The organism is Chlorogloeopsis sp. ULAP01 (assembly GCF_030381805.1).
GTDB lineage: Bacteria > Cyanobacteriota > Cyanobacteriia > Cyanobacteriales > Nostocaceae > Chlorogloeopsis.
In genome coordinates this window covers 120058-141314 of sequence record NZ_JAUDRH010000017.1, presented here as the reverse complement: position 1 = coordinate 141314, position 21257 = coordinate 120058, and the positions used below count along the sequence as shown (strand labels likewise).

At 42.2% G+C, this 21257-nt stretch carries 19 protein-coding genes and 3 pseudogenes; 7 read left to right on the top strand and 15 right to left on the bottom strand.

Annotated elements, in window-relative coordinates:
• Positions 1-23: 23 nt before the first annotated feature.
• The 11 genes and pseudogenes from QUB80_RS28915 to QUB80_RS28870 all read right to left on the bottom strand — a co-directional run bounded on the left by QUB80_RS28915 (position 24) and on the right by QUB80_RS28870 (position 10551).
• The gene (locus tag QUB80_RS28915; RefSeq protein ID WP_289792902.1) at positions 24-221 is read right to left on the bottom strand and encodes a heavy-metal-associated domain-containing protein; all 198 of its coding nucleotides are present in this window, start codon (positions 219-221) and stop codon (positions 24-26) included.
• 579 nt (positions 222-800) lie between these two features.
• On the bottom strand, positions 801-1214 hold the full coding sequence (locus QUB80_RS28910) for a heavy metal-responsive transcriptional regulator (protein WP_289792982.1): 414 nt from the start codon (positions 1212-1214) through the stop codon (positions 801-803).
• A 158-nt stretch (positions 1215-1372) separates the two neighbouring features.
• Positions 1373-1675, bottom strand: a pseudogene (locus QUB80_RS35350) (cupredoxin domain-containing protein); the annotation flags it as partial.
• A gap of 129 nt (positions 1676-1804) precedes the next feature.
• Positions 1805-2323 (bottom strand): annotated as a pseudogene (locus QUB80_RS35345) (cupredoxin domain-containing protein); the annotation flags it as partial.
• A 144-nt stretch (positions 2324-2467) separates the two neighbouring features.
• Entirely contained in the window at positions 2468-4726 is a 2259-nt protein-coding gene (locus QUB80_RS28900) for a heavy metal translocating P-type ATPase (protein WP_289792900.1), read from the bottom strand.
• Between the two features lie 174 nt (positions 4727-4900).
• Positions 4901-5734, bottom strand: coding sequence for a DUF8832 domain-containing protein (locus QUB80_RS28895; protein ID WP_289792899.1), 834 nt, complete (start codon positions 5732-5734; stop codon positions 4901-4903).
• A gap of 285 nt (positions 5735-6019) precedes the next feature.
• A complete protein-coding gene (locus QUB80_RS28890; protein ID WP_289792898.1) occupies positions 6020-6379 on the bottom strand; it encodes an AraC family transcriptional regulator in 360 nt (119 codons plus the stop codon).
• Between the two features lie 97 nt (positions 6380-6476).
• Positions 6477-7655: an FAD binding domain-containing protein gene (locus QUB80_RS28885; RefSeq protein ID WP_289792897.1), complete on the bottom strand. Its 1179-nt coding sequence runs from the start codon at positions 7653-7655 to the stop codon at positions 6477-6479.
• A gap of 58 nt (positions 7656-7713) precedes the next feature.
• On the bottom strand, positions 7714-8997 hold the full coding sequence (locus QUB80_RS28880; RefSeq protein WP_289792896.1) for an FAD-dependent oxidoreductase: 1284 nt from the start codon (positions 8995-8997) through the stop codon (positions 7714-7716).
• Positions 8998-9002: 5 nt separating this feature from the next.
• Complete coding sequence (locus tag QUB80_RS28875) at positions 9003-9647, bottom strand: DsbA family oxidoreductase (RefSeq protein WP_289792895.1); 645 nt, start codon at positions 9645-9647, stop codon at positions 9003-9005.
• A gap of 319 nt (positions 9648-9966) precedes the next feature.
• The gene (locus QUB80_RS28870) at positions 9967-10551 is read right to left on the bottom strand and encodes a TetR/AcrR family transcriptional regulator (protein WP_289792894.1); all 585 of its coding nucleotides are present in this window, start codon (positions 10549-10551) and stop codon (positions 9967-9969) included.
• 629 nt (positions 10552-11180) lie between these two features.
• On the opposite strand from QUB80_RS28870, the gene QUB80_RS28865 reads away from it, so the two are divergent.
• The 6 genes from QUB80_RS28865 to QUB80_RS28840 all read left to right on the top strand — a co-directional run bounded on the left by QUB80_RS28865 (position 11181) and on the right by QUB80_RS28840 (position 17164).
• Positions 11181-11777: a glutathione S-transferase family protein gene (locus QUB80_RS28865; protein WP_289792893.1), complete on the top strand. Its 597-nt coding sequence runs from the start codon at positions 11181-11183 to the stop codon at positions 11775-11777.
• A gap of 313 nt (positions 11778-12090) precedes the next feature.
• The gene (locus QUB80_RS28860) at positions 12091-12879 is read left to right on the top strand and encodes a class I SAM-dependent methyltransferase (RefSeq protein WP_289792892.1); all 789 of its coding nucleotides are present in this window, start codon (positions 12091-12093) and stop codon (positions 12877-12879) included.
• Positions 12880-13065: 186 nt separating this feature from the next.
• Positions 13066-13869 carry an iron-containing redox enzyme family protein gene (locus QUB80_RS28855; protein WP_289792891.1) on the top strand — a complete coding sequence of 268 codons (804 nt, stop codon included), beginning with the start codon at positions 13066-13068 and terminating at the stop codon, positions 13867-13869.
• Positions 13870-14391: 522 nt separating this feature from the next.
• Entirely contained in the window at positions 14392-15552 is a 1161-nt protein-coding gene (gshA, locus tag QUB80_RS28850; RefSeq protein ID WP_289792890.1) for a glutamate--cysteine ligase, read from the top strand.
• A gap of 689 nt (positions 15553-16241) precedes the next feature.
• Complete coding sequence (locus QUB80_RS28845; RefSeq protein WP_289792889.1) at positions 16242-16787, top strand: pentapeptide repeat-containing protein; 546 nt, start codon at positions 16242-16244, stop codon at positions 16785-16787.
• Positions 16788-16987: 200 nt separating this feature from the next.
• The gene (locus QUB80_RS28840) at positions 16988-17164 is read left to right on the top strand and encodes a hypothetical protein (protein ID WP_289792888.1); all 177 of its coding nucleotides are present in this window, start codon (positions 16988-16990) and stop codon (positions 17162-17164) included.
• A gap of 74 nt (positions 17165-17238) precedes the next feature.
• On the opposite strand, the pseudogene QUB80_RS28835 reads toward QUB80_RS28840, so the two are convergent.
• The 4 genes and pseudogenes from QUB80_RS28835 to QUB80_RS28820 all read right to left on the bottom strand — a co-directional run.
• Positions 17239-17906: pseudogene (locus tag QUB80_RS28835) on the bottom strand (IS1634 family transposase); the annotation flags it as partial.
• Positions 17907-18882: 976 nt separating this feature from the next.
• Entirely contained in the window at positions 18883-19494 is a 612-nt protein-coding gene (locus tag QUB80_RS28830; protein ID WP_289792887.1) for a DUF924 family protein, read from the bottom strand.
• 120 nt (positions 19495-19614) lie between these two features.
• Positions 19615-19809: a hypothetical protein gene (locus tag QUB80_RS35340; protein ID WP_502875335.1), complete on the bottom strand. Its 195-nt coding sequence runs from the start codon at positions 19807-19809 to the stop codon at positions 19615-19617.
• Positions 19810-20057: 248 nt separating this feature from the next.
• Positions 20058-20201 carry a hypothetical protein gene (locus tag QUB80_RS28820; protein WP_289792886.1) on the bottom strand — a complete coding sequence of 48 codons (144 nt, stop codon included), beginning with the start codon at positions 20199-20201 and terminating at the stop codon, positions 20058-20060.
• A gap of 772 nt (positions 20202-20973) precedes the next feature.
• Between QUB80_RS28820 and QUB80_RS34980 the strand changes: the two genes are divergently transcribed.
• Positions 20974-21099 (top strand): hypothetical protein, encoded by a 126-nt coding sequence (locus tag QUB80_RS34980; RefSeq protein WP_336622359.1) that lies wholly within the window; start codon positions 20974-20976, stop codon positions 21097-21099.
• Positions 21100-21257: the final 158 nt, after the last annotated feature.

Below are 21257 nucleotides of genomic sequence, written 5' to 3'. Positions count from 1 at the left end.
ATGGTGAAATAGCCAATTACAAATTAAGCGGCTGATGGATAGCCTGCCGACGCGATTGCTGTCTCAATAGCTGTTCTAGATGCTTGAGTTTCTACGTTGATTAATTTAGTTTTTGGATCGGTCTGAACAGTAGCGTTAGCATCAACCTTTTGAATTGCTTCAGTGATAGTTTTGGAGCAAGTAGAGCAAACCAGTTTAGGAACTTTAAATTGTAATGTCATAGCTGTCAATAACCTTTTTTTGGATAATTTGTTGTGGAGTTATATGTGTGATTGAAAAACTCCAACTCATCTAAAATCACTTTAAATCCTCCATTTAGCTGGAGAGTCAAGGGGGTATGTAAAAAATTTATTGAGTGTTTAGTGAAATCTTTTTAAGATAAGAGTGACTTACGAGATATCCCAGTTTTTTATTTAATTTTCTTTTTAGAAGGGTAAAGTTTATTTAAAAAACAAAACTAGGATACTTCCAATTACCTAGTGCTTAATGATGGGAGCGCGAGGAGCAAAAACTGAATTTGCCAAGGAGTAAAAACCAAACTTGTGAGTAAACTAATAGCTGACAAAAGTCGAATAAGCTTCCTATGCCATCGCTAAAATTGATGCTAATATAGGTAGTTATTAGACCCTTTAGCAGCAAAACAAGAAAGAACAGAAACATATATACTCATTACCTCCAAGTTAATCAGCGGTATAGCCACCTTATAACTTAGAGTAGATTAAACTCTCTATTTAACTAGAGAATCAAGTTATTTGAGAATCAAAAATTGCAGATTATTCTGCTCATTACAGAATTGATTTTTAAGTCGGCTCGATAATTGGACAAATTGTATTTTCAGATATTTCAGAAACAGGTTTCCAGTCCGAAAGTAGCCTTTCTAACTCTAACTTCAATACTTGTAGCTGTTCGATTTGGTATTCGATTTCTGCAATTTTATCATTCAGTTTTACTTTAATATGGTCGCAGGGCAAGTCCCCTTGGTCATGCACATCCAAAAACTCTTTAATCTCTAACAAGCTCAATCCAAGGCTCTGGGCACGCTTGATAAAGCTTAGGCGGGCAAAAACACTGGAGTTAAATAATCGAAATCCACCCTCAGTCCTGCCCGAAGCTTTGAGCAAGCCCAGGTCTTCATAGTAACGAATCGTTTTGATGGGAATGCCGCTTTCCTTAGCAACTAAACCAATTTGCTTCTGGGTTTCTTGGGCTAACATCATTCACTCCTAATCAACACGTATAATCAAGGAAACCGTATAGTTAACTTTGTATCTCATCTATAATTAAATATTTGTCTAAAGAACTGTGCCCAGCGTTTGGGAAAGTGTTGCTTGCTAGTTACCAAGCTCACGCTGGGCACAGATGCTCCCGGTTTTCATGCTGAAATCTGCGTAGAAAACTGCTGTGTGCGAAGAGCATTGGATGGCTCTACTTCAATCACACCGCGAAACATATTCATGCCACAGGTAAAGGCGTATTCTCCAGCTTTTTCAGGTGTGAACTCGATTGTAGTTGTTTCATTTAAGGGTAGATCGGCAGCAATGCCAAAATCAGGAATCAGTATTTGAGCAAGGCAACCACTGGGATCTTGACGTAGAAAGTTAAGTTGAACTCTTTGCCCTGCTTTAACTACAATATGGTTGGGTGTGTAGCCTTTATCAACCTGAACAGTGATTCTCTGGACTCCCTGTTCTACAATGGCGTGTACAGCGCCTGTTCCATTCTTGTTCTGGTTTGCGGGTGTTGTCATTATTGGTTGAATATCTGCCATAATTTCATGCTCTTTTGGAGATTGAACTTGCCCAGCTTCGACTTTAACTTCGCCTCGAAACATATTCATGCCGCAGGTAAAGGTGTAAGTTCCTGGCTCGTTGGGAGTGAACTCAATTGGAGTAACTTGGTTTAGGGGTAGCTGTTGGGCAATATGGAAGTCAGGAAATCTGATTTCTTCAAGGCAGCTGCTAGAATCTTTACGGTAGAAGTTGAGACGAACTTTTTGACCTGCATTAACTACCACTTGGCTTGGTTCATATCCACCATCGACGGTAATTGTTACCTCCTGAATGCCCTGCTTTGATTGCGCTTTTTGCGATTTTGGCTTACTCAGCAGAAACCACCATAACTCCAGTCCTATCAATCCTAATCCGCCAGCTGTAACGGCTGCTTTTGCCCATAAGGGTTGTTCGATGCGATGGAACTGACTTGTTTGTTTTGTTTGAGATGGTTGCATTTGTTCGTGGGACATCTGTGCAACTGCTTTGTTAGAAGCAATTCCAAACACCAATCCCAAACTCGCAACACTACCAATGATTGCTATTTTGTTCATTATTTAAACGTCTCCGTAGGCGAATGTAACTAAATTGCAAGCTATGCTAATACACCGGAAATAGCTCCAAGTAAAAATCCAAATCCTACCAAGGTTACGAAAAATGTTACTTTCTTAAGCATTGTTATTACTCCCTGTATTTATTCAACCTATTGTTTTCGGTCGGAAATTACGCAAACGCAGTGCATTTGTTACTACCGACACAGAACTAAACGCCATTGCTGCACCTGCAATAATGGGACTAAGCAACCAACCGAAGAAGGGGAAAAGAATCCCTGCCGCAATTGGAATACCAGCGACGTTATAAATAAAGGCAAAAAAGAGATTCTGACGAATGTTGCGAATCGTGGCACGAGAAAGTTGAATGGCGGTGACAATTCCGTGTAAATCCCCAGAGATGAGGGTAATGTCACTAGCGGCGATCGCTACATCCGTTCCTGTGCCAATTGCCATCCCGACATCGGCTTGAGCCAGCGCCGGTGCATCATTGATGCCATCCCCCACCATTGCCACAATTTTGCCTTCCGACTGAATTTTCTCGACAGTCTTGGCTTTTTGATCTGGGCGAACTTCGGCAAAAACTCGCTTGATGCCCACTTCACGAGCAATAACTTCGGCAGTGCGGCGATTGTCTCCGGTTAACATCACCACTTCCAATCCCATTTTCTGCAATGTGCGAATCGCGTTTACAGAAGATGGTTTCACCGCATCAGCAATACCCATAATCCCTTGGACTTTGCTATTCACTGCAATCCAGATCGCAGTCTTACCAAGATATTCCAGGCGATCCCAATCTTCCTCCAATGCACTTGTATCAATGCCCAACTCTCTCATCCAACGGTGGGTGCCAATTTGTACCCATTGATTTGACACGTACCCTTGCACACCGCTACCAGCGATCGCTTCAAATTCCTGTGCATCCCTCAATTCCACACCTTGAGATTGAGCATAATTCACAACTGCTTCAGCCAAAGGATGTTCTGAATTGCGTTCGACAGATGCTGCAAGGCGCAGAAGATTTAGCTCGTTGCCATTGACTGTACCGTTGACGGTTACAAAATCGGTGACAGTCGGCTTACCTTGCGTAATTGTACCCGTTTTGTCGAGAACAACAGTCTTGAGCTTGTGCGCGAGTTCTAGACTTTCTGCCCCTTTGATGAGAATACCATTTTCTGCACCCTTGCCTGTTCCCACCATGATAGAAGTTGGCGTTGCTAAACCAAGGGCACAGGGACAAGCAATAATTAACACACCGACAGTGGTAATTAGTGCCATCGTCACATTGCCCATAATGTTATACCAGAGGATGAAAGTGAGAATGGCGATCGCAATCACAGCAGGCACAAACCATCCGGTTACTTGGTCGGCTAGCTTTTGAATCGGTGCTTTTGAACCTTGGGCTTGCTGCACTAGCTTGACAATCTGCGCCAAAAATGTATCTTTACCGACTCGTGTTGCACGGAATTTGAAGCTACCAGTTTTGTTAATTGTGGCTCCAATCACTTCATCACCCGGTTGCTTCTTCACAGGCACACTTTCACCTGTGACCATTGCCTCATCGATAGTTGAGGAACCATCAATAATCTCGCCATCTACTGGAATCTTTTCACCTGGACGTACTAGGATAACATCCCCCACCACCACTTGCGCGATCGGAATATCAACTTCTTGATCATTGCGAATCACTCGTGCGGTTCTCGCCTGCAACCCCATGAGCTTACGAATTGCTTCAGAGGTTTTTCCCTTCGCCCGGTTCTGTAACAATCCTCCCAACAGAATCAACGCAATAATAACGGCTGCCGCCTCAAAGTATACGTCCGGGTTGAATCCCTTGTTAATGAACCACTGCGGAAAGAATGTCGGAAATAAGGAGTAAAGGTAGGCTGTCCCGGTGCCAATCGCCACCAGCGTATCCATTGTTGCTGTATGGCGCTTTAAGGCTTTCCAGGCATTGACAAAGAATTCACTCCCTGCCCAAAACAATACGGGAGTTGTAAGGACGAGCTGGAGCCAGGGATTGTGTAACCACATGGGGATGAAGGGAATATGCAACCCAGTCATGGCGGGCAGTGACCCAATCACCAGCACAGCACTGACAATGCCACTGAGCCAAAGCTTACGGGTTAACTTGCGGTTCTCAGCTTGTCGTTCTCGCCGTTCCGTATCATCTTCGGGAGCAAGGACATCATCTTGTATGGGTTGAGCCAAATATCCAGCCGCATCAACCGCTTCCTGAATTGCAGTTATGTCTGTTTTACCAGAATCGTAGGTGACAGTAACTTGTTCAGCCCCAAAGTTTACACTACACGCTTCTACTCCTGGTACTGAGCGAATAGCATCTTCAATGTTATTGGCACAGGAGGCACAACTCATACCTCGCAGTTTTAAGGTTGCGTTTTCCATGTATTACCCTCATTTCTCCAAAAGATAGGATCGATGATTAGACCTTGATGGCGATCCAACCAGTGAACATGAACGCTTTGAACTTTCTTTAGTTTGCAATCTCTAGCCGACTGGAGAGTCAAGGGAGAGCGCAAGCGAATTTTGAAAATCTGTCCAAAGAAAGAACTTCTTAGTTTAAAGGGTTTCACGCTCGGCAACCCGCACAACAAAGGGGACAGTCATCACAAGTCCGTGGCGCTGGAACTGTGCCCATATTTTGTAAAGTCCAGCGTGGGGAAAGCTGGTGTGTGCGCTAATCTGCGTGGCGCTGGAGTCGAATGTGTGTAGTTTGTTAGATTGTGTTTGTTGATGATGAGCAGGTGATATGACTGCATGACTAGCACTGTGTGCTGTCGATACTTCATGCGGCTCCATAGGATGGACATGCAGAAATTCAGCACCGTTTTCACTAATAATGACGAAGTGAGCGAGGGCACCAAGATAAGGTTGAAGATCGGCGACTGGCTCGTTTGTCTGCTCATCTTCAACTGCAAAGTCGAGCATTACTGCTTCACCTGCACGTAATGGTTGATTTGACTTCATGGTGACTCGCAAGCCATCTACAGTCTTGGTTGTGCTTTCGTCTTCAACGAGGGCGATCGCCTCACGCGCTTCTCCACGAATTTGCAGGCTGAGTTGATCAACAACTTGGTGAGTGTCCGGGGTGTAATCGACGTAGAGCCAATAATTACCAGTCCGTGGAAAGAGATGCGTGACGCGAAAACTGCCATCCGCTTCTTGTTTTGGATGCAAATGATAGAACTCACTAAGATCGTCAGATATGATTAGCAGGTGCATTGCCTGTTCATGGACGATTTGGAGATTACGGACAACCTCCCCTTCCGCATTCCGTATTGTGAAAACAAGTGCTACTGTCTCGCCCGCATTAACTTCGGCAGGCTCTGATTTGAATTCAGTGCGATAAACACATGCAGTTGTAGTTGCAAGCGTATTTTCGGCTAAAGTCATGATTTCAATCCTCTGCAATAAACTACTTTCATCTTGAAGTCTCTAGTACGCTGGAAAGTCAAGAGCTACGAGAAAAGATTTTTGTAAAATCCACAAAGCGAAGCTGAAGCAGTTTGGATACTTGGTCTTCCAGACCCCTCTAGTTGGCAACAGTATGGTCTGTGTGCCAAAATCTACAGCATACTGGAATTAACTATAAAAATTTTCTTAAATTCTTGTCTTTGGATTTTTTGCTAAAGTTTAGAATTCTTGTTGTTTTTTTTTAGTGTTGTGTACCGCTTATGATTAAAACTGTTTTTGATAGGCTCTGGGAGACAAGCCTACAGCTTTACGGAAGGCAGTAGTAAACGTACTTTGCTCTGAGTAACCGCATTGAAAAGCAATGTCTGCAATGGTTATTTTCTTCTGCTTTAGTAGCTGCTTTGCCCGCTCTATCCGCTGCTGTATCAAATACTTGTGAGGAGTTATCCCCATTAATTGCTTGAACAAGCGGCAGAAATAGTATTTGCTCATGCCAAATTCAATGGCAATCGCTTCTAGCGATAAATCCTCACCTAAATGTTCATTTATATAAGCGCTCGCTTGATTCAGCTTGTGTTTCGGTAATCCCCTACATTCAAAGCTTGACTCTCGCTCCACATTCATAATTGTTTTCTCTTCAAATACCTACTAGCGTCGTTTAGTTGAACCCTAAATCCAATGGTGGTGGCTTTGTGCGGTTAATAAGCTCTATCATGACGAGTTAGACATGCCGCAGAGCCGTTGTAGCCCCATCAAAGCGCTTTGTGCCATAGACGAATTGAGAGTTTTCTCCCAGCGATTGACCGTGTTTCATCAAATGCAACCCATAGGCAAGTTGCTCTGGTTCCCAGATATCTAAAGCTTGAGGAACGTGGTGGTTCTGTTCAAGTAGAGCATCTGCAAGGGCGATCGCATTAGCAGCAGCTTTCGAGGTGCTGGCAGCAGTGTGAGGACGAGGAATGAAGGCAGCATCACCAACTAAGGCCACTCGCCCAAAGATCATTTGTGGTACTCCTAAGTCTAAAATTGCCTGCACAAAGGGTTCTTTTGTGGCAGCAACCAGCTTTTGAAAGGGTGGAGCCAGTACCGCATCAGCATAGGATCGCATTTCTTGCTCAACAGTGGGAGCTAAAAGTCCTGGAGGAACTGAATAATCTCGCCGTCTTCCCTCTTTATCAGTTAGAATTTGGGGTAGTTCCGTCGTTTCGTCATAGTTGACATACCAAACCCAGTTAAAGCGGCGTTCTCCGTGCACAAGCGATTCATTCTCACCTGGAACCACATATTGCAGAATGTGGGAATTGGGAAACTGGAAGAAGACAAACCGTTCTGTAAAGAGATCCGCTGTCGGTTGGTCAAGTTCGGATTCATCCACTAATCCTCGATAGCCAACGTATCCTGCATAGTGATAGTGGTAATTGGGCAAAAACAGTTGACGCACAGTTGAACCAGGCCCATCTGCACCAACAAGCAATGCAGCGGTGACAGAGGTGCCATCTGCGAATATTGCGGTAACATCTTCATTGGTTTGCTGAATATCTGTCAGTCGCTTTCCAGTATGGTAGTGTTCGACTGGAAAATGCCGCCGCATCAAGCCATAGAGCAGGTTCCAGGAAGTTAAGGTTTGACGCATGGGCATTCGCATTTTAATGCTGCCATCTCGGTTGAGGTAATAGCGTTCCTGTGCAATGACACCCAGCGAATCAACTGGAATACTTGCCCGTTGGAAAGCTTCGATGACATCGGGTTGCAGGACAATGCCACCGCCGCGGCTGTCAAGGGTATGGGTCGATCGCTCATAGATATCTACCTTCCAGCCGATCGATCGCAGCATGATGCCAGTAAATAAACCACCCAACGATCCACCAATGACAATGGCATATTTTTCTGTAGGGTTCATTGTTCAACTCCGATTCACTTTCTAGTTCAATCAGCGTTTTTCTAAATAACCAATAAATCTAGGATTCGGCTAGAAACTTGTGGACAAACGTAACCGCCATTGCACCTTCTCCAACTGCTGAAGCAACTCGCTTAGTCGATCCATGCCGCACGTCACCCGCAGCAAACGATCCCGGAACACTGGTTTCAAGAAAATAAGGATCGCGATCGAGCGGCCAGCAAGCGGGTAAATGACCATTCTGAAGCAAATCCGATCCGGTAATCAAATAACCTGCCTCATCCCTGACAATATTTGTGTCTTTTGCCCACTCCGTGTTAGGCACACCACCAATACAGATAAAGAGATATTGAGTATCAATGGTTCGCACCGAATTTTCGCCAAAGTCTGTAATTTCAACTTGCTGTAGGCTACCCTCACCAACTAGCCCCGTGACTTGAGCATTAAAAAGCACCTCAACATTGGAGGCATTCAGGATGCGATCGATTAAATATTTTGACAGTGTAGCTGCCAGTGTGCTTCCACGAACAATCATTGTCACCTGCCTGGCATACTGTGAGAAGTGCATGACTGCTTGACCTGCTGAATTACCGCCACCAACCACGAGAACCTGCTGATTCAGGCACATTGACGCTTCACTCACACCCGCGCCATAAAATAGCCCCCGGTTCAGAAAGCGATCTTCATTGGGCAAATTTAACCGTCGATATTCTACGCCTGTCGCACAAATGTTGGTACGGGCAATCATTTTGCTGCCGTCTGCCATATCGACATAAATGCGATTGTTTCTAAATTCTGCCTTAATTCCTTCACGCAATAGCAAGAGTTCAACGCCAAATTTGACTGCCTGCTGACGCGCTCGTTCCGCTAATTCTGCACCCCGAATTCCTTCAGGAAACCCCATATAATTTTCAATTAGCGAACTGGTTCCAGCTTGACCCCCAACTGCCTGTCGCTCTATTAGGACAGTCCGCAATCCCTCAGAAGCCGCATAAACTGCTGCACTCAACCCCGCTGGCCCTGCTCCATAGATCGAAAGATCGTATTCTTTGAATTTAGGCTGTGCTACCCACCCCAACCTTTGAGCAATGTCGCGAACGTTTGGTGCAAACAGTCGAGTACCATCTGGAAATTCAACAACTGGTAAACGCAGATCGTTCAGGGCGGCAAATCCCAATTCTCGATGGCAGTCCTCATCGCTTGTGAGTTCAACCCAATCAAACTCAACAACACTTCGATTGAGAAAATCGCGGATTTCGTAAGCTTCTGCTAAATTGGGTTGACCATACAGCCGTACTTGGCTTTGATGTTTCGCTGAATTTGGGTAGTTTAGTTTAGTCATCATCGCACTTAAACCTTCTCTAATTCTGTTGCAGCAGAGCGCAGCGCAGCGAGAAAAATCTCAGTAGGCTGCCCACCCACTAAGACTTCCTTGCCAATGCGGATTGTGGGAACACTACGAATTCCTTGGGCGATCGCTCGACGTTTCAACGCTTCAATATCTTGAATCCCTGCTTGTGAAAGAAGAAATGTCTTGACTTGCGTTGAATCTAAACCAATTTCAGCAGCGAGATTTACTAGCGTGTCAACATCACCAATATCTTGACCCTCTGTGAAGTAGGCTCTAAAAATACGTTCTGCCATGTCCGTTGCTTTACCCGCTTTACCTGCGAACCAGGTCAATCGGTGTGCTTTGAGTGTATTGGGAGTAACTTTTATCAAGTCGTAGCGAAATTCAATGCCGTTGGCTTGCCCTGCCTGCACCGTTTTAGCATCCAGTTGTTGTGAATATTCCCAACTGCCAAATTTATTGGTGCGGTAAGTTTTGCGATCCATACCCGCTTCTGGCATATCTGGGTTTAGCTCAAACGGATACCAGATGCGCTGAATTGCAACCGGAAGATCCAATTGTGCTATTGCTTTGTGCAAGTTGGTGTCTGCTACTAAACACCAGGGACAAATGAAATCTGAAGTCATTTCGATTGTTAACGTCATGGCTGTTTTCCCTTTAAACGTATTGTCATTTCTGCATTTTTATCTCCAGTACAGTAAATCCGCGATCGCCTCAACTAGTGCTTCTGGTGCAATGGGTTTAATCAAATGTCGCTGACCTTAGGATTCTCAATTTCAAGACGCTCTCCCAATCGTCCCTCCGAATTCACCTTTGGTCGCAAATGCGAGATTACCGAGAGCTTTAGCATTTCTTTCACTAATTGCTTTCATCTTTTCAATCCACTGTAGAAGATACTTCCGTGACTGTTACAGGTTTAACTAAATAAACCAGTCTGTCCAAAATGCCTAAAATAAAAATACTTTATGTCAGTATCCGCTGAATTGCTTCTCGTGAACTTTGAATTGCCCAGATTGAACTGTAGACCTGACTCGTAATAATCGATCCCTCAAACAGAACATAAATTGTGTCAGCTAACGAAGCTACTTCAACCTTCTGAGGTGAGGCAGTTTTATCTACGAAAGATTGCACCAACTCCTTGATATACTCCCGCAACTCAGCTTTATGTACCACAATCATTCGCCGAATAACGCTATCCGGTATTGGAAACTCTGATGTCAAATTTAGAAAAGCGCAGCCTCTAAACTTGCTGGTTATAAGCCATTGCTCCAAAAAGGCAAAAAGACTCAGAATACGCTCTCGTGGTTCTACATGGGAGTCAACCTCTTGCTTCAACCAAGAAAACCAATCCCTGTGTCGTTTTTGCAAAAACGCGATACACAAATCCTTTTTAGAAGGAAAGTGATGATAAAAGCTCGCTTTCGCGACGCCTGCTTCCGCAATAATTTGATTGATGCCAGTAGCATGATAACCCTGTTCATAGAATAAACGATAGGCGGTTTCTAGAATCCTAGTGCGCGAATCGCTAGATGTAACTGTTTTAGTCATATTGTCAAAATAAACTAGACAGACTTGTCTGTCAAGAGAATTGTATTCTGGTACGCGTACCCAAAGCTTCAAATCACTTTTTGTGCCTTATGCTGTAGTAGTGCGAAATAACTCAAGGTGTAGCCTTCGCAGATGCTTCTTTCAATTAGAATTGTGTCATTGAGCCATGTGTATACCACCTCATCTTGAATTTGTGGCTTGAAACTCTCAGGAGTTATACTCACAGAATTGGAGAATATGTGGTGGTACTTCTTGACTTTTTCTTGCTATCAATGTTTTCCTAAACCCTTACTTATTGAACAACTAATATTTATATTAAAAATTTAAAAAATCTTGTCTACTGAAGATAAGGAAGTTAAGGACAACCAATTTAGTCGATGTCAAGTTAATGCTTTTAAAGCATGCTTTTATTGATAGCCAATAATTGGGAAAACTATTCCTGCTTAAAGAATTCAACAATTCTTCCTGAACTGGATAGCAACGTTTTTTTCTAGCTTAACAAATTTAAGAACAGAAAAAACTTAAGTTCATTATTAACTGCCCAATCTTCGCTACCCAACGTCTGTCGTTTTTGAAAAACTGTAATTCAGTAGATGGAAACGTAACTTTGATAGAAACAGGAGGAATTAATGATCAAACTCTTCAATCATGAGTTATCAGGGAATAGCTATAAGGTACGACTGATGCTGTCGCTGCTTGGGCTGGAATACGAGGTTGTAGATATCGATCTTAAAGCTGGTGAAGCAAAATCTCCATGGCTTCTGAAAATGAACCCACTTGGTCAAATACCGATTCTCATGGACGGCGATTTAGTCATTTCTGATTCCCATGCAATTTTGGTATATCTTGCGCGTCGCTACGGAAATGAAGATTGGCTGCCAGTAGAAGCCGTGTCAATGAGTAAAGTAATTGAGTGGTTATCTATTTCTGCTAACGAGATTCAAAATGGTCCTTGTACTGCCAGACTGTACTTTGTTTTCAACGCAAAAATAGATCTGGATTTAGCGCAACAGAGAGCACATGCAGTCCTCAAAGTTATAGACAAACACTTGCAACAGCAGGACTGGCTTGTACTTAATCGTCCGACCATAGCAGATATTGCTTGTTACCCGTACATTGGGTTAGCACCAGAGGGAGGTATTTCTTTAGAAGCCTACCCAAATGTAGTTGCATGGATTAACAGAATTAAAGGACTTACAGGTTACATTGGTATGCCAGGCTTATAAGTTTTCTCATCCATCCACGACCTTGCCAAGAAGTGTTCAAATTTTTAGGAAGATTTTACAAAAATCATGCATTCACTACCTCTTACCTCTTAAGTCTTGTCATTGCCTACATCTTTTGAAATTTTTATCTACCAATTGTTTGAAGTGATAATTTATTTGTCACTGATCAAACTTGGTCGATATTGCGTAACAAAAGATATGAAGGTTTCAGAACCTCTGCTTGTGTCAAACAATCAGCTCTTTTAGGACGCAATGATAAGCAGAGAAGAGCTTCTCTAGACCACACAAGACAATCAAAATAAAGGTACGTTACATGATTGAAGTAAATGAAATAAACCAGCGCGTACACGATGTTTGGAATGCAAATGCAGCTTGGTGGGACGCTGAAGTGGGAGAAACAGACTTCTCCCATGAGTACGTTATTAACCCTGCAATGGAGACACTCCTTGCTATTAAACCTGGTGAACGAGTGCTTGACGTTGCATGTGGCAACGGTACCTTCGCACGCCGTCTTGCTCGGTTAGGAGGATCGGTTCTAGCCTTCGATTTTTCAGAAGAACTCTTGAAGTGTGCCAAAGCTCGAACTATCAGCTCACCGGGAAGTATTGAGTACAAACTTATCGATGCGACTGATGCAGCTCAACTTGCTTCTTTGGGAGAGCGCTGCTTTGATGCTGCAGTGGTGTCAATGGCACTCATGGATATGGCGAACATCGAGCCTTTAATGCATGCTCTTAGTCGGTTGCTTGTTTCTAAGGGACGGTTAGTATTCTCAATTACTCATCCTTGCTTTAACTCGTTAGGAGGAACTCACACCCAATGGCTTGGTACAGAAGGCGTTTTGGTGAAGGATTATATACAGCCAGCGACAGGCAATGAAATAGCAAAGCCAGGTCAACCCATACGTCATCCTTTTTTTCACCGACCGTTGTGGCATCTGTTTGGGATCTGCTTTCAGGTAGGTTTTGTTCTTGATGGTCTTCTTGAGCCAGTTCCTCCAGAGTGGCTACAAACTGCTCAACCAGAAAAATGGAAGCGCTATGCTCGAATTCCGCATATTATGGTGACGCGCTGGCGTCTGTTGGGGCAATTTTCAGGATGAACGTAGTTTCCTAAGAGCACCTCACGCAGCGATCGCACATCCATTATGGATGAAAGAAACACTACTCACTTTACACCCATGACACAAAAATCATCATGGAAAAAAGAGCGTTCTTGAGACAGCAGTAAATTTTTGTACTTCTTTTGATGAAGAGATAGTTTCTAAAAAACAACAGAGGAAATAAAAATGACAAATGTTACATCTACAACTGCCAGCGTTTACGAAGCTTTGGATGTGAATGAACTGGAAAGAATATGCGTTAAGCATGCATGGGTCGTTGAGCCTATTTTCAATGCTAGCAAGGCTGTACAGGAAATGCCATTTTTTGAGTGGGTAAGTGAGATAAAATCACCACTGCAATTTAAACCTGCTGCAGTACAACTATTTTACCATTCTGCAACCTTTCCCAAGGTAATGGGTTTAATGCTTGGCACAACCCCAATGTCTGAAAATCATATGATGCCGTTCTATGCAAAGCATGCCTATGGGGAGGCCGATCATCATGAGCTGTTAATGCACTGGATGCTCAGGCATAAGCTGTTGAATAATCGCAAAGAAATTGAAAATGTTGTTCCCACACCAGAGACAAATGCTTGTGTGAATCTAGCGTATCAGCTTGCAATAGAACAGGATCGTGCTAAGTGGGTGGTTACTATCAATAGTGGGATTGAACGATGTTCCAATGAATTCTTTAAGGTAGTAGCACCTAAGATGCACGAACTTGGTGCAGGCGATACTTACTTTGATATCCATGTGGAAGCTGATGAACACCATAGCATCATGGGCATGGATTACATTGAGCCAGAAGATCCTGAATCGCCAAGAGGGCGACAATTAATTGCAAAAGCTTTGGAGGGAATTACTCTCTGGGCAGCAATGCTGCATTCTTGGATTGACGTAGAATTATTTCCAACATTTAACTTGGATGGTACGCTGAAAAAACGTGGACGGAATGAGGATAATATTCAGAATATGTACATTATTCGCTGAAAAATTGAGGAGTTCCACCAGTAATTAAAGCGACGAACTGGGGTTGAACATCAATGACCCTAATATCCAAACCGCCAAATTCTCAGGCATTGCACAAAATAGAAATGACTCTTTTAGGGTAGGCATCTTGCCTACTCTGAAAACATAACGGATTATATTTATCGTCTCGCAGTTCCTGAAAGTTTGTTAAGCAATATGGAATGATTTGAACCTATCGGTCGTTTTATGAGGCGATGGTCTTACTCGCAATATTGTTGAGGTGCTTGTTCTGTTGGAGTTCAGATTAGAAAATGGCGGCAGAGGGCGTGCTGTCGATACTTACTGAATGCAATAGTTGCTCTTAAGAGAAGTTTACACCAAATTTTATAACAGAGATTAAAGCTATTGCTATCTTGAAAAAGCTAGCTCTCAAAATAAATCGAGTGTTTAAAATCTAGCAAGAATTTTTGTCTTGCTGTTTAAGGTACTTAAGGTACTTATAGGTATGAGAAGAGATACAAATCAACTTATATGTAAAAAAATATGTTGTTATTGAAAGGTTTTGAAGTTGAGATTTACACGGGTACAACTCAAGGTGATATTGTAGGAGTTTCTGATAAGATTGTGGCTGCCTTGTACGGATTTACGCAGGAGCCAGACAGCCGCAATGTAGAATATATAACCGCACCCTTGTACAAATATAAGCAATTGTTGTTTGAGTTGGTACGTCCTAGATTGGAGCTGCGAAAGTATTTAAAGCGTATAGGTAATTACACGCTAGTTCCTGGAAGTACTTTATCTTTAGGCAATAGCGAATCCTTCTACCGCTCTGATCCCAGCAACTCTTACCATACCTATATTGAGCAGACCTACGGTACTAACATTGTCACCACTAGCATTCATATTAACATTGGTATCAGTGACCCAGAATTGTTGATGCGTGCCTATCGCCTGATCCGTGTAGAAGCACCATTGTACTTGGCCTTAAGTGCTTCTTCTCCGTTTCTGGATGGCTGCGTTACGGGGTATCATTCCACTCGCTGGAAAATTTTCCCAAAAACTCCAAATCATGTTCCTCTTTTTGAAAGCCATGCTCATTATATAAAGTGGACAGAAGCCCAGCTAGCAGATGGGACGATGCAAAATGTACGCCACCTCTGGATATCAGTTCGACCAAATGGTAATTGCCGTCCCTACAATCTTAACCGACTAGAACTAAGAATCTGCGATCTGATTGTAGATCCTATTGCCTTGCTCGCTGTCACTGCTTTGCTAGAAGCCCGGCTCTGGCAGTTAATAGATGACCCGAGCTTAGACCCACTAGAAAGGAGCATATTTTCAACAGCGACACGATCAGAAGATTTGCTTGCCATAACTAGTGCGAATGAAGCAACCGTTTCTTGCCAGAGCCTGGACGCAGAATTGAGACATTGGCAAGATGGTAGAAAAATTTTCGCTCGGAATTGGATTGAGGAAATTTACCAAGAAGTTTGGCTGATTGCTAAAAAAAAGGGCTTCAGCTTCTTCCTCTCACCCATTCAAAAAATTCTCAGGGAAGGAAACGAAGCGCAGCGGTGGTTAAAAATGCATAAGCAGGGTCTTGACAGCCGGAGTATAGTTATTCAAGCAATCCAAAATATGGTTCAGCAAGAAATAGAGCTAGAGGAGAGGTATTGTCAACTTAAACCTGCTTTGACAAGGTGAAGCGCTCTATTTCTCCATATCAAAGATAACAACTCCGTTGATGCAGCTATCTTAATACCAGCTAATCTTTCTTTTGTCACTCTAGGCAGAGGAAAAGTAGAAATAGTCCTCCCAAACGGGCTAAGATAGATGATTGCAGAAGGTATTCATAATGCCAATCAAACTGGGAAACCCAAGAGAAAGTTGCGGAAGTGGAAATACTTCAACCAAGGTTTAATTTAATTGAAAAGAACACATATGTTGAACGTTAAGATGCAAATAGTTTAGGAGATTTTTCCAACCATGATTTTGATCCCACCAAGGATGTTTGGAAAATCTTTCTGAAACATTTTTCTAATTTGTTCAATGTATTTGAATGGAATCTTAACATTAGATACTGTCCTCAAATTACTAACTGAATTATCTAATGAGGATCTTGAATTTGTTAAGGGATAAATCCCTAAATCCCTAAAGCTTCAGTTCAAATTGCTCTGCACTAAAAACAAATCAAAATGCATTATGTTCTGCATAACCTCTATTAAGGAGTGGGTGCAGGCAGATACTTCTAGGATACGGTGTTAACTGTTCCTAGCTTTAAATTTTTTCATTACCTATATTATTGCAGCAGTTGCTGTACTCTTAAATCGTCTAAAAATTACTAACCAAAAACTGTTGACGTACTTAGAACTATAGGATGTAGAAGTAGAATTATGGAGCGTCAGGAATTGATCGAACTGTACAAGAAGGGGCAAAGATATTTTGGTAGGTTTGATTTGAGAAGCATGGACTTGAGTAATGTTGATTTGAGTGGTGCTGACTTCACCAATGCCCTAATGAACTCCTGTCTTATCGGAGCTAATCTGGCTGGAGCTGATTTGACTGGGGTATCCTTTGCTAAAGCCAGTCTTGTTTATGCTAATCTGACTAAAGCTATTCTTAGAAAAGCTAACTTATATTTTGCCAGTTTTAGGTGTGCCGATTTAACTGGAGCTGATTTAAGAGGGGCTAATTTGGAAAATACCGAACTCTTACAAGCCAATCTGTCTGGTTCTGATCTGCGAGGTGCTAATTTGGTAGGTACTAAACTTATCGGCAGCAATCTTACTGGATCTGACTTGAGAGAGACTAATTTGAGAGGTGTCAACTTGTGTGACGCAAATTTAAGTCAGGCGAACTTGGAAGGAGTTAGTCTGAGAGGTATGTATTTCTGCAACACTATCATGCCAGATGGAAGTATTCGGAATGATAACTGTTGAACTCAAGGCGGTTGATAAGTTTGTGTTACAGAAATTCCCAGAACCACCATTTATGGTTGCAAATACCGAAGACTAAAAGATCAGCAGTATAAAGCAGTTGACTAACTCAGCTTGCAGGTTTTTAGAAAAGTGTGCTCAGTAACCATACCAGTTTAATACGAGAGTAAAACGAAAGCGCTCCAGTTCTTAATATCCATAGGATGCCATTCACAACCGTGCGGTGGTCATTATTTGGCTTGCCTGTTCGCGGTTTTTATGGTAGTGGTAACGGTTTTAAGCGTTTCCACTGTTCGTTACTTAAGTCTCCTCGATTCACCATTGCAACAAAGCGATCGCATCCTTTTTCAGGATATAACGAGTTTGAAAATACGCCCTAGTGCTAATGTTGCAGGTACTCATGATACCTAGCACAAGGAATCCATTTGTTAGATGTTGTTATTACAGTAAAGTTTGCATTTGCTACAAACAAAGTATCTATCTCCCACTGCTGCCTAAACTTTTTGAGAAGCAGAGCAAACGCTGCTTAGTCGGCTTCATTCCCATCTGCCACTTTTAGACATAAGGGAATGTCTCTATCTCCACTGCACATCAAGTCCACTTGGAATTTGTTTGAGATCTGGTTGATGATCTTGTGAGTAACCATAGGTAATTTCAATTGCCCCTGCCTGTTCTGTCTCTTCATTCTTTGTGCTGGCGTACTCTCCATGGATGTGAAATCAACTGGAGTCCAGATACAAGCTATCCTTTTTTACGCCAAACTTTTTGGCTGCATCCGTCGCTAGCGTGACGAATAGTTGTGTTAGTCCCGCCTCATATAGTTGTCCAACACTCTGCCCAAACGGTTCATTTAGAGATTCTGGACTTATCCCCTCACCCAATAGATGCTCTGTTGCTTGGCCCACAAAAAACTTTTCACGCCGGGTACAATGGCGCACTGACTAAACCCAAGCCATTCAGAATCATTGCTTTTACCGCTTGACCTAGAGTGACTATTTTTTGGTGATAAGTACCTGGTATTTGGTTGATTTGCTGTACCAGACACATTTAGTCAATAATGCCTGCCATTATGCCGTAGTGGTCAATATCTTGTACTCTGATTTCTGAGACTGATGATCTCATGAATAAAAAATACCATTAATCTCCTCGCTTACCTGCGGAATTTAAGTTATGAAGTAGAAAAGCTTAAGTTCAGCCTTAACATCCTAATTATCGCTGGTAAAGACGATTCTAAATTGGCAATCTAAATGAAGAACATTCAAGTTGTTATTGAGGAAGTCTTTGTTAAGCAGGTTAACAGCACACGCAGTAGATCTACTGTCTAGGCATTACTATTGTGCCCACAGCACACACATATTTTTAAGGGACTGATAGTAATATCACTACCAAAGTAGATCAACCTCAAACGCAACAAGCTTCTTAGTAAGTACTTTGTTTCAAAGGGGCCAGCAAATGAAAAATATCCTTCTAGTGATATCTTCAAGGAAGAGCTATTCTGGTAAAAAATCCTTGATTACAGCCAATTTCACCTAAAAATTTTCCAGTGATTAACGCTCTTCTTAATAAATGCGATGCGAGCAAAGAATAATAGGCTAAAAGTCTCAGAACCATGAATCAGTTTACTCTCTATCTGCTTAAAAATTGCCGATTGTAATCTCTAGTGAGACTGATATGTTATCATTAATAATGGTTATGAAAGCTGCCTTTGCGGGAAAGACCAAAAATTTGGGTTAACAATGGACTCAGTTAGTGTCGGGAGTGGAAGCAAAGAAAGTTACAGCAACGATAGAAATGGTTAATGTGCGTCTTTTCCATAGATTCTTACAGTTTAAGCTATTCTTTAAGCAAGGTGTGGAACCTGTACTGTAAGCGATAGACCTCAAACTTGCTGCCTTTCCTCAGCAATAATTAGGTTATCGGCATCATGAATTAACGCACAATTACCCAAGTGCTTCATCTGGAGGCTTTTCTATCTTTTATGGTAAAGGTTACCTGCTTGTTCCATATATCAGTTTATAGTTGAACAAGCGACTCTCAGTCACTTCCACTTTTTTTAGGAGTGTATCACTCCGGGCAATTATCAGCCTCCTATGTGGAACTAGAATGATGAGCCTGGTTGCTTCAAAAACTCTGCTTCCTCTGGTGTTGTAGTTCGACATAGAATGTTGTTGCGATGAGGAAAACGTCCGAAGCGCTCGATGATCTCTAGGTGTCGGACAGCAGATGAGGTAATGTACAAGCTATCTGGATCATTGCCGAGTTTGGAAAACAGCTCAACCGACCGTCGCTGATCATTGAGGTTCTCGCTGTGTTCAAAGGGTAAGTAGATAAACCAACGATGTATCGACGGTAGCTTCTGATCAAAGCCTGTAGCGACAGCATAGTGAGCTAAAGAGAGAGCTTGTGGATCAGTTGCATAGGTTTGGGGATGACCACGAAACATATTTCGTGGAAACTGATCTAGTAGGATGATTAATGCCAAGCAACTCTCGGGTGTTTCCTTCCAGTGATCAAGCTTGCCCATTGCAGCTTTCCAATAGTCTTTCTGAAAGCGGATTTGAATCTCCCGATCAAATTTTGGATCTTTAGCAAACCAAATTGTGCGATTTTTTCCGTAATCTATTTCTTCTTTTCTTCCAAACCAAAAATCTAAAATTTCATCAACTTGTAACATTTCATCAACTTGTAACATTTCATCAACTTGTAACATAAGTACCTCCAAAGTAGTACGTAGTTCATCAAGATTAGGTATAAATGAGGCATTGTCAAGTTAATCGAGCAGTTATCCAAAAAGACACTATTCTCCTTGGAGACAAGCAATAGATTAGGATTAGGCAGCAACTTGAGTACCAGGCAACTTTTGCCAATAACTATATTTACGATCAGGAAGTAGGTGTTGTTTGGGGTGAAAGTGTTGTCGAATCAATGGAACTCCAGGGCAAACTGCTGTCCAAACTTCTGACACCACGCTCAATATTGCCTCATGGCTCATATCCATCCCCCGGTACAGCAGCAGTTTTTGCACGTCCCCATAACTCAACGGGAAGGCACAATACAACCAAACTGCATAGCTGATGATTTCTGTGGGAAAGTTTAGATTTCTGACTTACGCTCAGCAACCACCTTATACCGTTTCACTTTAAAGTTGATACATTTGGACAAGCTGGGGAAGTGAATTGTATCAAGATTTTCGTGAAATGGTATTAACTGCATTCTCGGTAACTGAGATATCTACATCTACATCTTTAGCATCAACACTAGGGAGTTCCAGTTTCAAATGTACGGTATTTTCGGTTTCGTGCAGTTGGCTACTGGAGCTTTGTTAAAGGTTGGTGCTTGAAAATCTTCAAGAGCTCCGTCGATTTGACGTTGCAGTGTGTTCAATTCTTGCCAAGGGTTGTAACGTACTAATACCATAACTCGCTCTTATGATTCCTAATTAATTATTTATTGACTTCAGGATTTCATTGCTTTGATTTTTATATTATTGATGATTTAAATGATTGAAAATACGGTTAATAGCACCTAATAAATTGATGATTACCGTCCGAGATTTTCCGCATAATCAAAAGTGGTAAAATCATGTATTTATTAGTACGGTAAACCCAACAATTAGGGAATATAAGCTAATAGAGAAATGTCTTAATCAGGCTTTCAAATAAAGCTGATCAAGAAGGTAGTCAAGTCCAAAAATAATGCAAATATAAAATCAATTGCCGTCAACCGATAACCCCACCTTCCGCAGGTTCCTTAGGTCAAGAGATAACATTTTCGGCAAGGACACTCCTGAACTGGAAAATCCAAAGTTGTTCATCGGTAAGATTGGCAATCTAGGGAAGAGCTGGCGAAGATACCGTAGCCAATTGTCAAGTGCATTGCTGTTTCAACGCGTAGTTTTAGTCAAACGGCTGCCTCTTTTTAACAACAGTTCAAGCAATGTGCAACAGTTTTCGTGCAGCAGCACAATGTGCCACTTTCATGGGCTTGCCCGAAGCCCTCAATCGGTTGTAGAAGATTTTAATGATTGGATTACTCTGACCTGTGTAGTGATCGCTCAGTTGTCCCTCCCGCAAGATAGTTAACAAACTAGATCACCAGTTTAACAATAGACTGGGAAAATTTTTTGAGGAAACATTAATGGCAAAGTTAAACTCTACTATAAAGTGAAACTTCTACTCAGGAACCACCTATGGTTTTAAATACTGAAGATGCCGCAACAGTCCAAGATTTGCCTAAACCACTAGAGAATGCCCAAGATATTGATCAAATACTGAACTCACTTAAAACTTTACTCAATAGCGTAGAAAAAGTCTAAAAAGCTCGCGCTTGTTGTCGGCGATCTTAAACCTTTAGTCGAACGAATGCTTGATGCAGAATTAGTTACAAATCAAGAACTCGAGCAACTCAAGATCGGCATGAGCGGTCTAGTACGTCTGGTTAGTGCTTACAGTGATCATCAAGCAGCACTGGCTA

Excerpts from the sequence above, each read along its gene's own strand:
- QUB80_RS28865 (WP_289792893.1), top strand. The coding sequence starts at position 11,181 with ATGATCAAACTCTTCAATCATGAGTTATCAGGGAATAGCTATAAGGTA.
- gshA (WP_289792890.1), top strand. The coding sequence starts at position 14,392 with ATGTTGTTATTGAAAGGTTTTGAAGTTGAGATTTACACGGGTACAACT.
- QUB80_RS28895 (WP_289792899.1), bottom strand. The coding sequence starts at position 5,734 with ATGACTTTAGCCGAAAATACGCTTGCAACTACAACTGCATGTGTTTAT.
- QUB80_RS28890 (WP_289792898.1), bottom strand. The coding sequence starts at position 6,379 with ATGAATGTGGAGCGAGAGTCAAGCTTTGAATGTAGGGGATTACCGAAA.
- QUB80_RS28880 (WP_289792896.1), bottom strand. The coding sequence starts at position 8,997 with ATGATGACTAAACTAAACTACCCAAATTCAGCGAAACATCAAAGCCAA.
- QUB80_RS34980 (WP_336622359.1), top strand. The coding sequence starts at position 20,974 with ATGGTTTTAAATACTGAAGATGCCGCAACAGTCCAAGATTTGCCTAAA.
- QUB80_RS28820 (WP_289792886.1), bottom strand. The coding sequence starts at position 20,201 with ATGGTATTAGTACGTTACAACCCTTGGCAAGAATTGAACACACTGCAA.
- QUB80_RS28860 (WP_289792892.1), top strand. The coding sequence starts at position 12,091 with ATGATTGAAGTAAATGAAATAAACCAGCGCGTACACGATGTTTGGAAT.
- QUB80_RS28910 (WP_289792982.1), bottom strand. The coding sequence starts at position 1,214 with ATGTTAGCCCAAGAAACCCAGAAGCAAATTGGTTTAGTTGCTAAGGAA.
- QUB80_RS28845 (WP_289792889.1), top strand. The coding sequence starts at position 16,242 with ATGGAGCGTCAGGAATTGATCGAACTGTACAAGAAGGGGCAAAGATAT.
- QUB80_RS28840 (WP_289792888.1), top strand. The coding sequence starts at position 16,988 with ATGCCATTCACAACCGTGCGGTGGTCATTATTTGGCTTGCCTGTTCGC.
- QUB80_RS28855 (WP_289792891.1), top strand. The coding sequence starts at position 13,066 with ATGACAAATGTTACATCTACAACTGCCAGCGTTTACGAAGCTTTGGAT.
- QUB80_RS28870 (WP_289792894.1), bottom strand. The coding sequence starts at position 10,551 with ATGACTAAAACAGTTACATCTAGCGATTCGCGCACTAGGATTCTAGAA.
- QUB80_RS28915 (WP_289792902.1), bottom strand. The coding sequence starts at position 221 with ATGACATTACAATTTAAAGTTCCTAAACTGGTTTGCTCTACTTGCTCC.
- QUB80_RS28830 (WP_289792887.1), bottom strand. The coding sequence starts at position 19,494 with ATGTTACAAGTTGATGAAATGTTACAAGTTGATGAAATGTTACAAGTT.
- QUB80_RS28875 (WP_289792895.1), bottom strand. The coding sequence starts at position 9,647 with ATGACGTTAACAATCGAAATGACTTCAGATTTCATTTGTCCCTGGTGT.
- QUB80_RS28900 (WP_289792900.1), bottom strand. The coding sequence starts at position 4,726 with ATGGAAAACGCAACCTTAAAACTGCGAGGTATGAGTTGTGCCTCCTGT.
- QUB80_RS28885 (WP_289792897.1), bottom strand. The coding sequence starts at position 7,655 with ATGAACCCTACAGAAAAATATGCCATTGTCATTGGTGGATCGTTGGGT.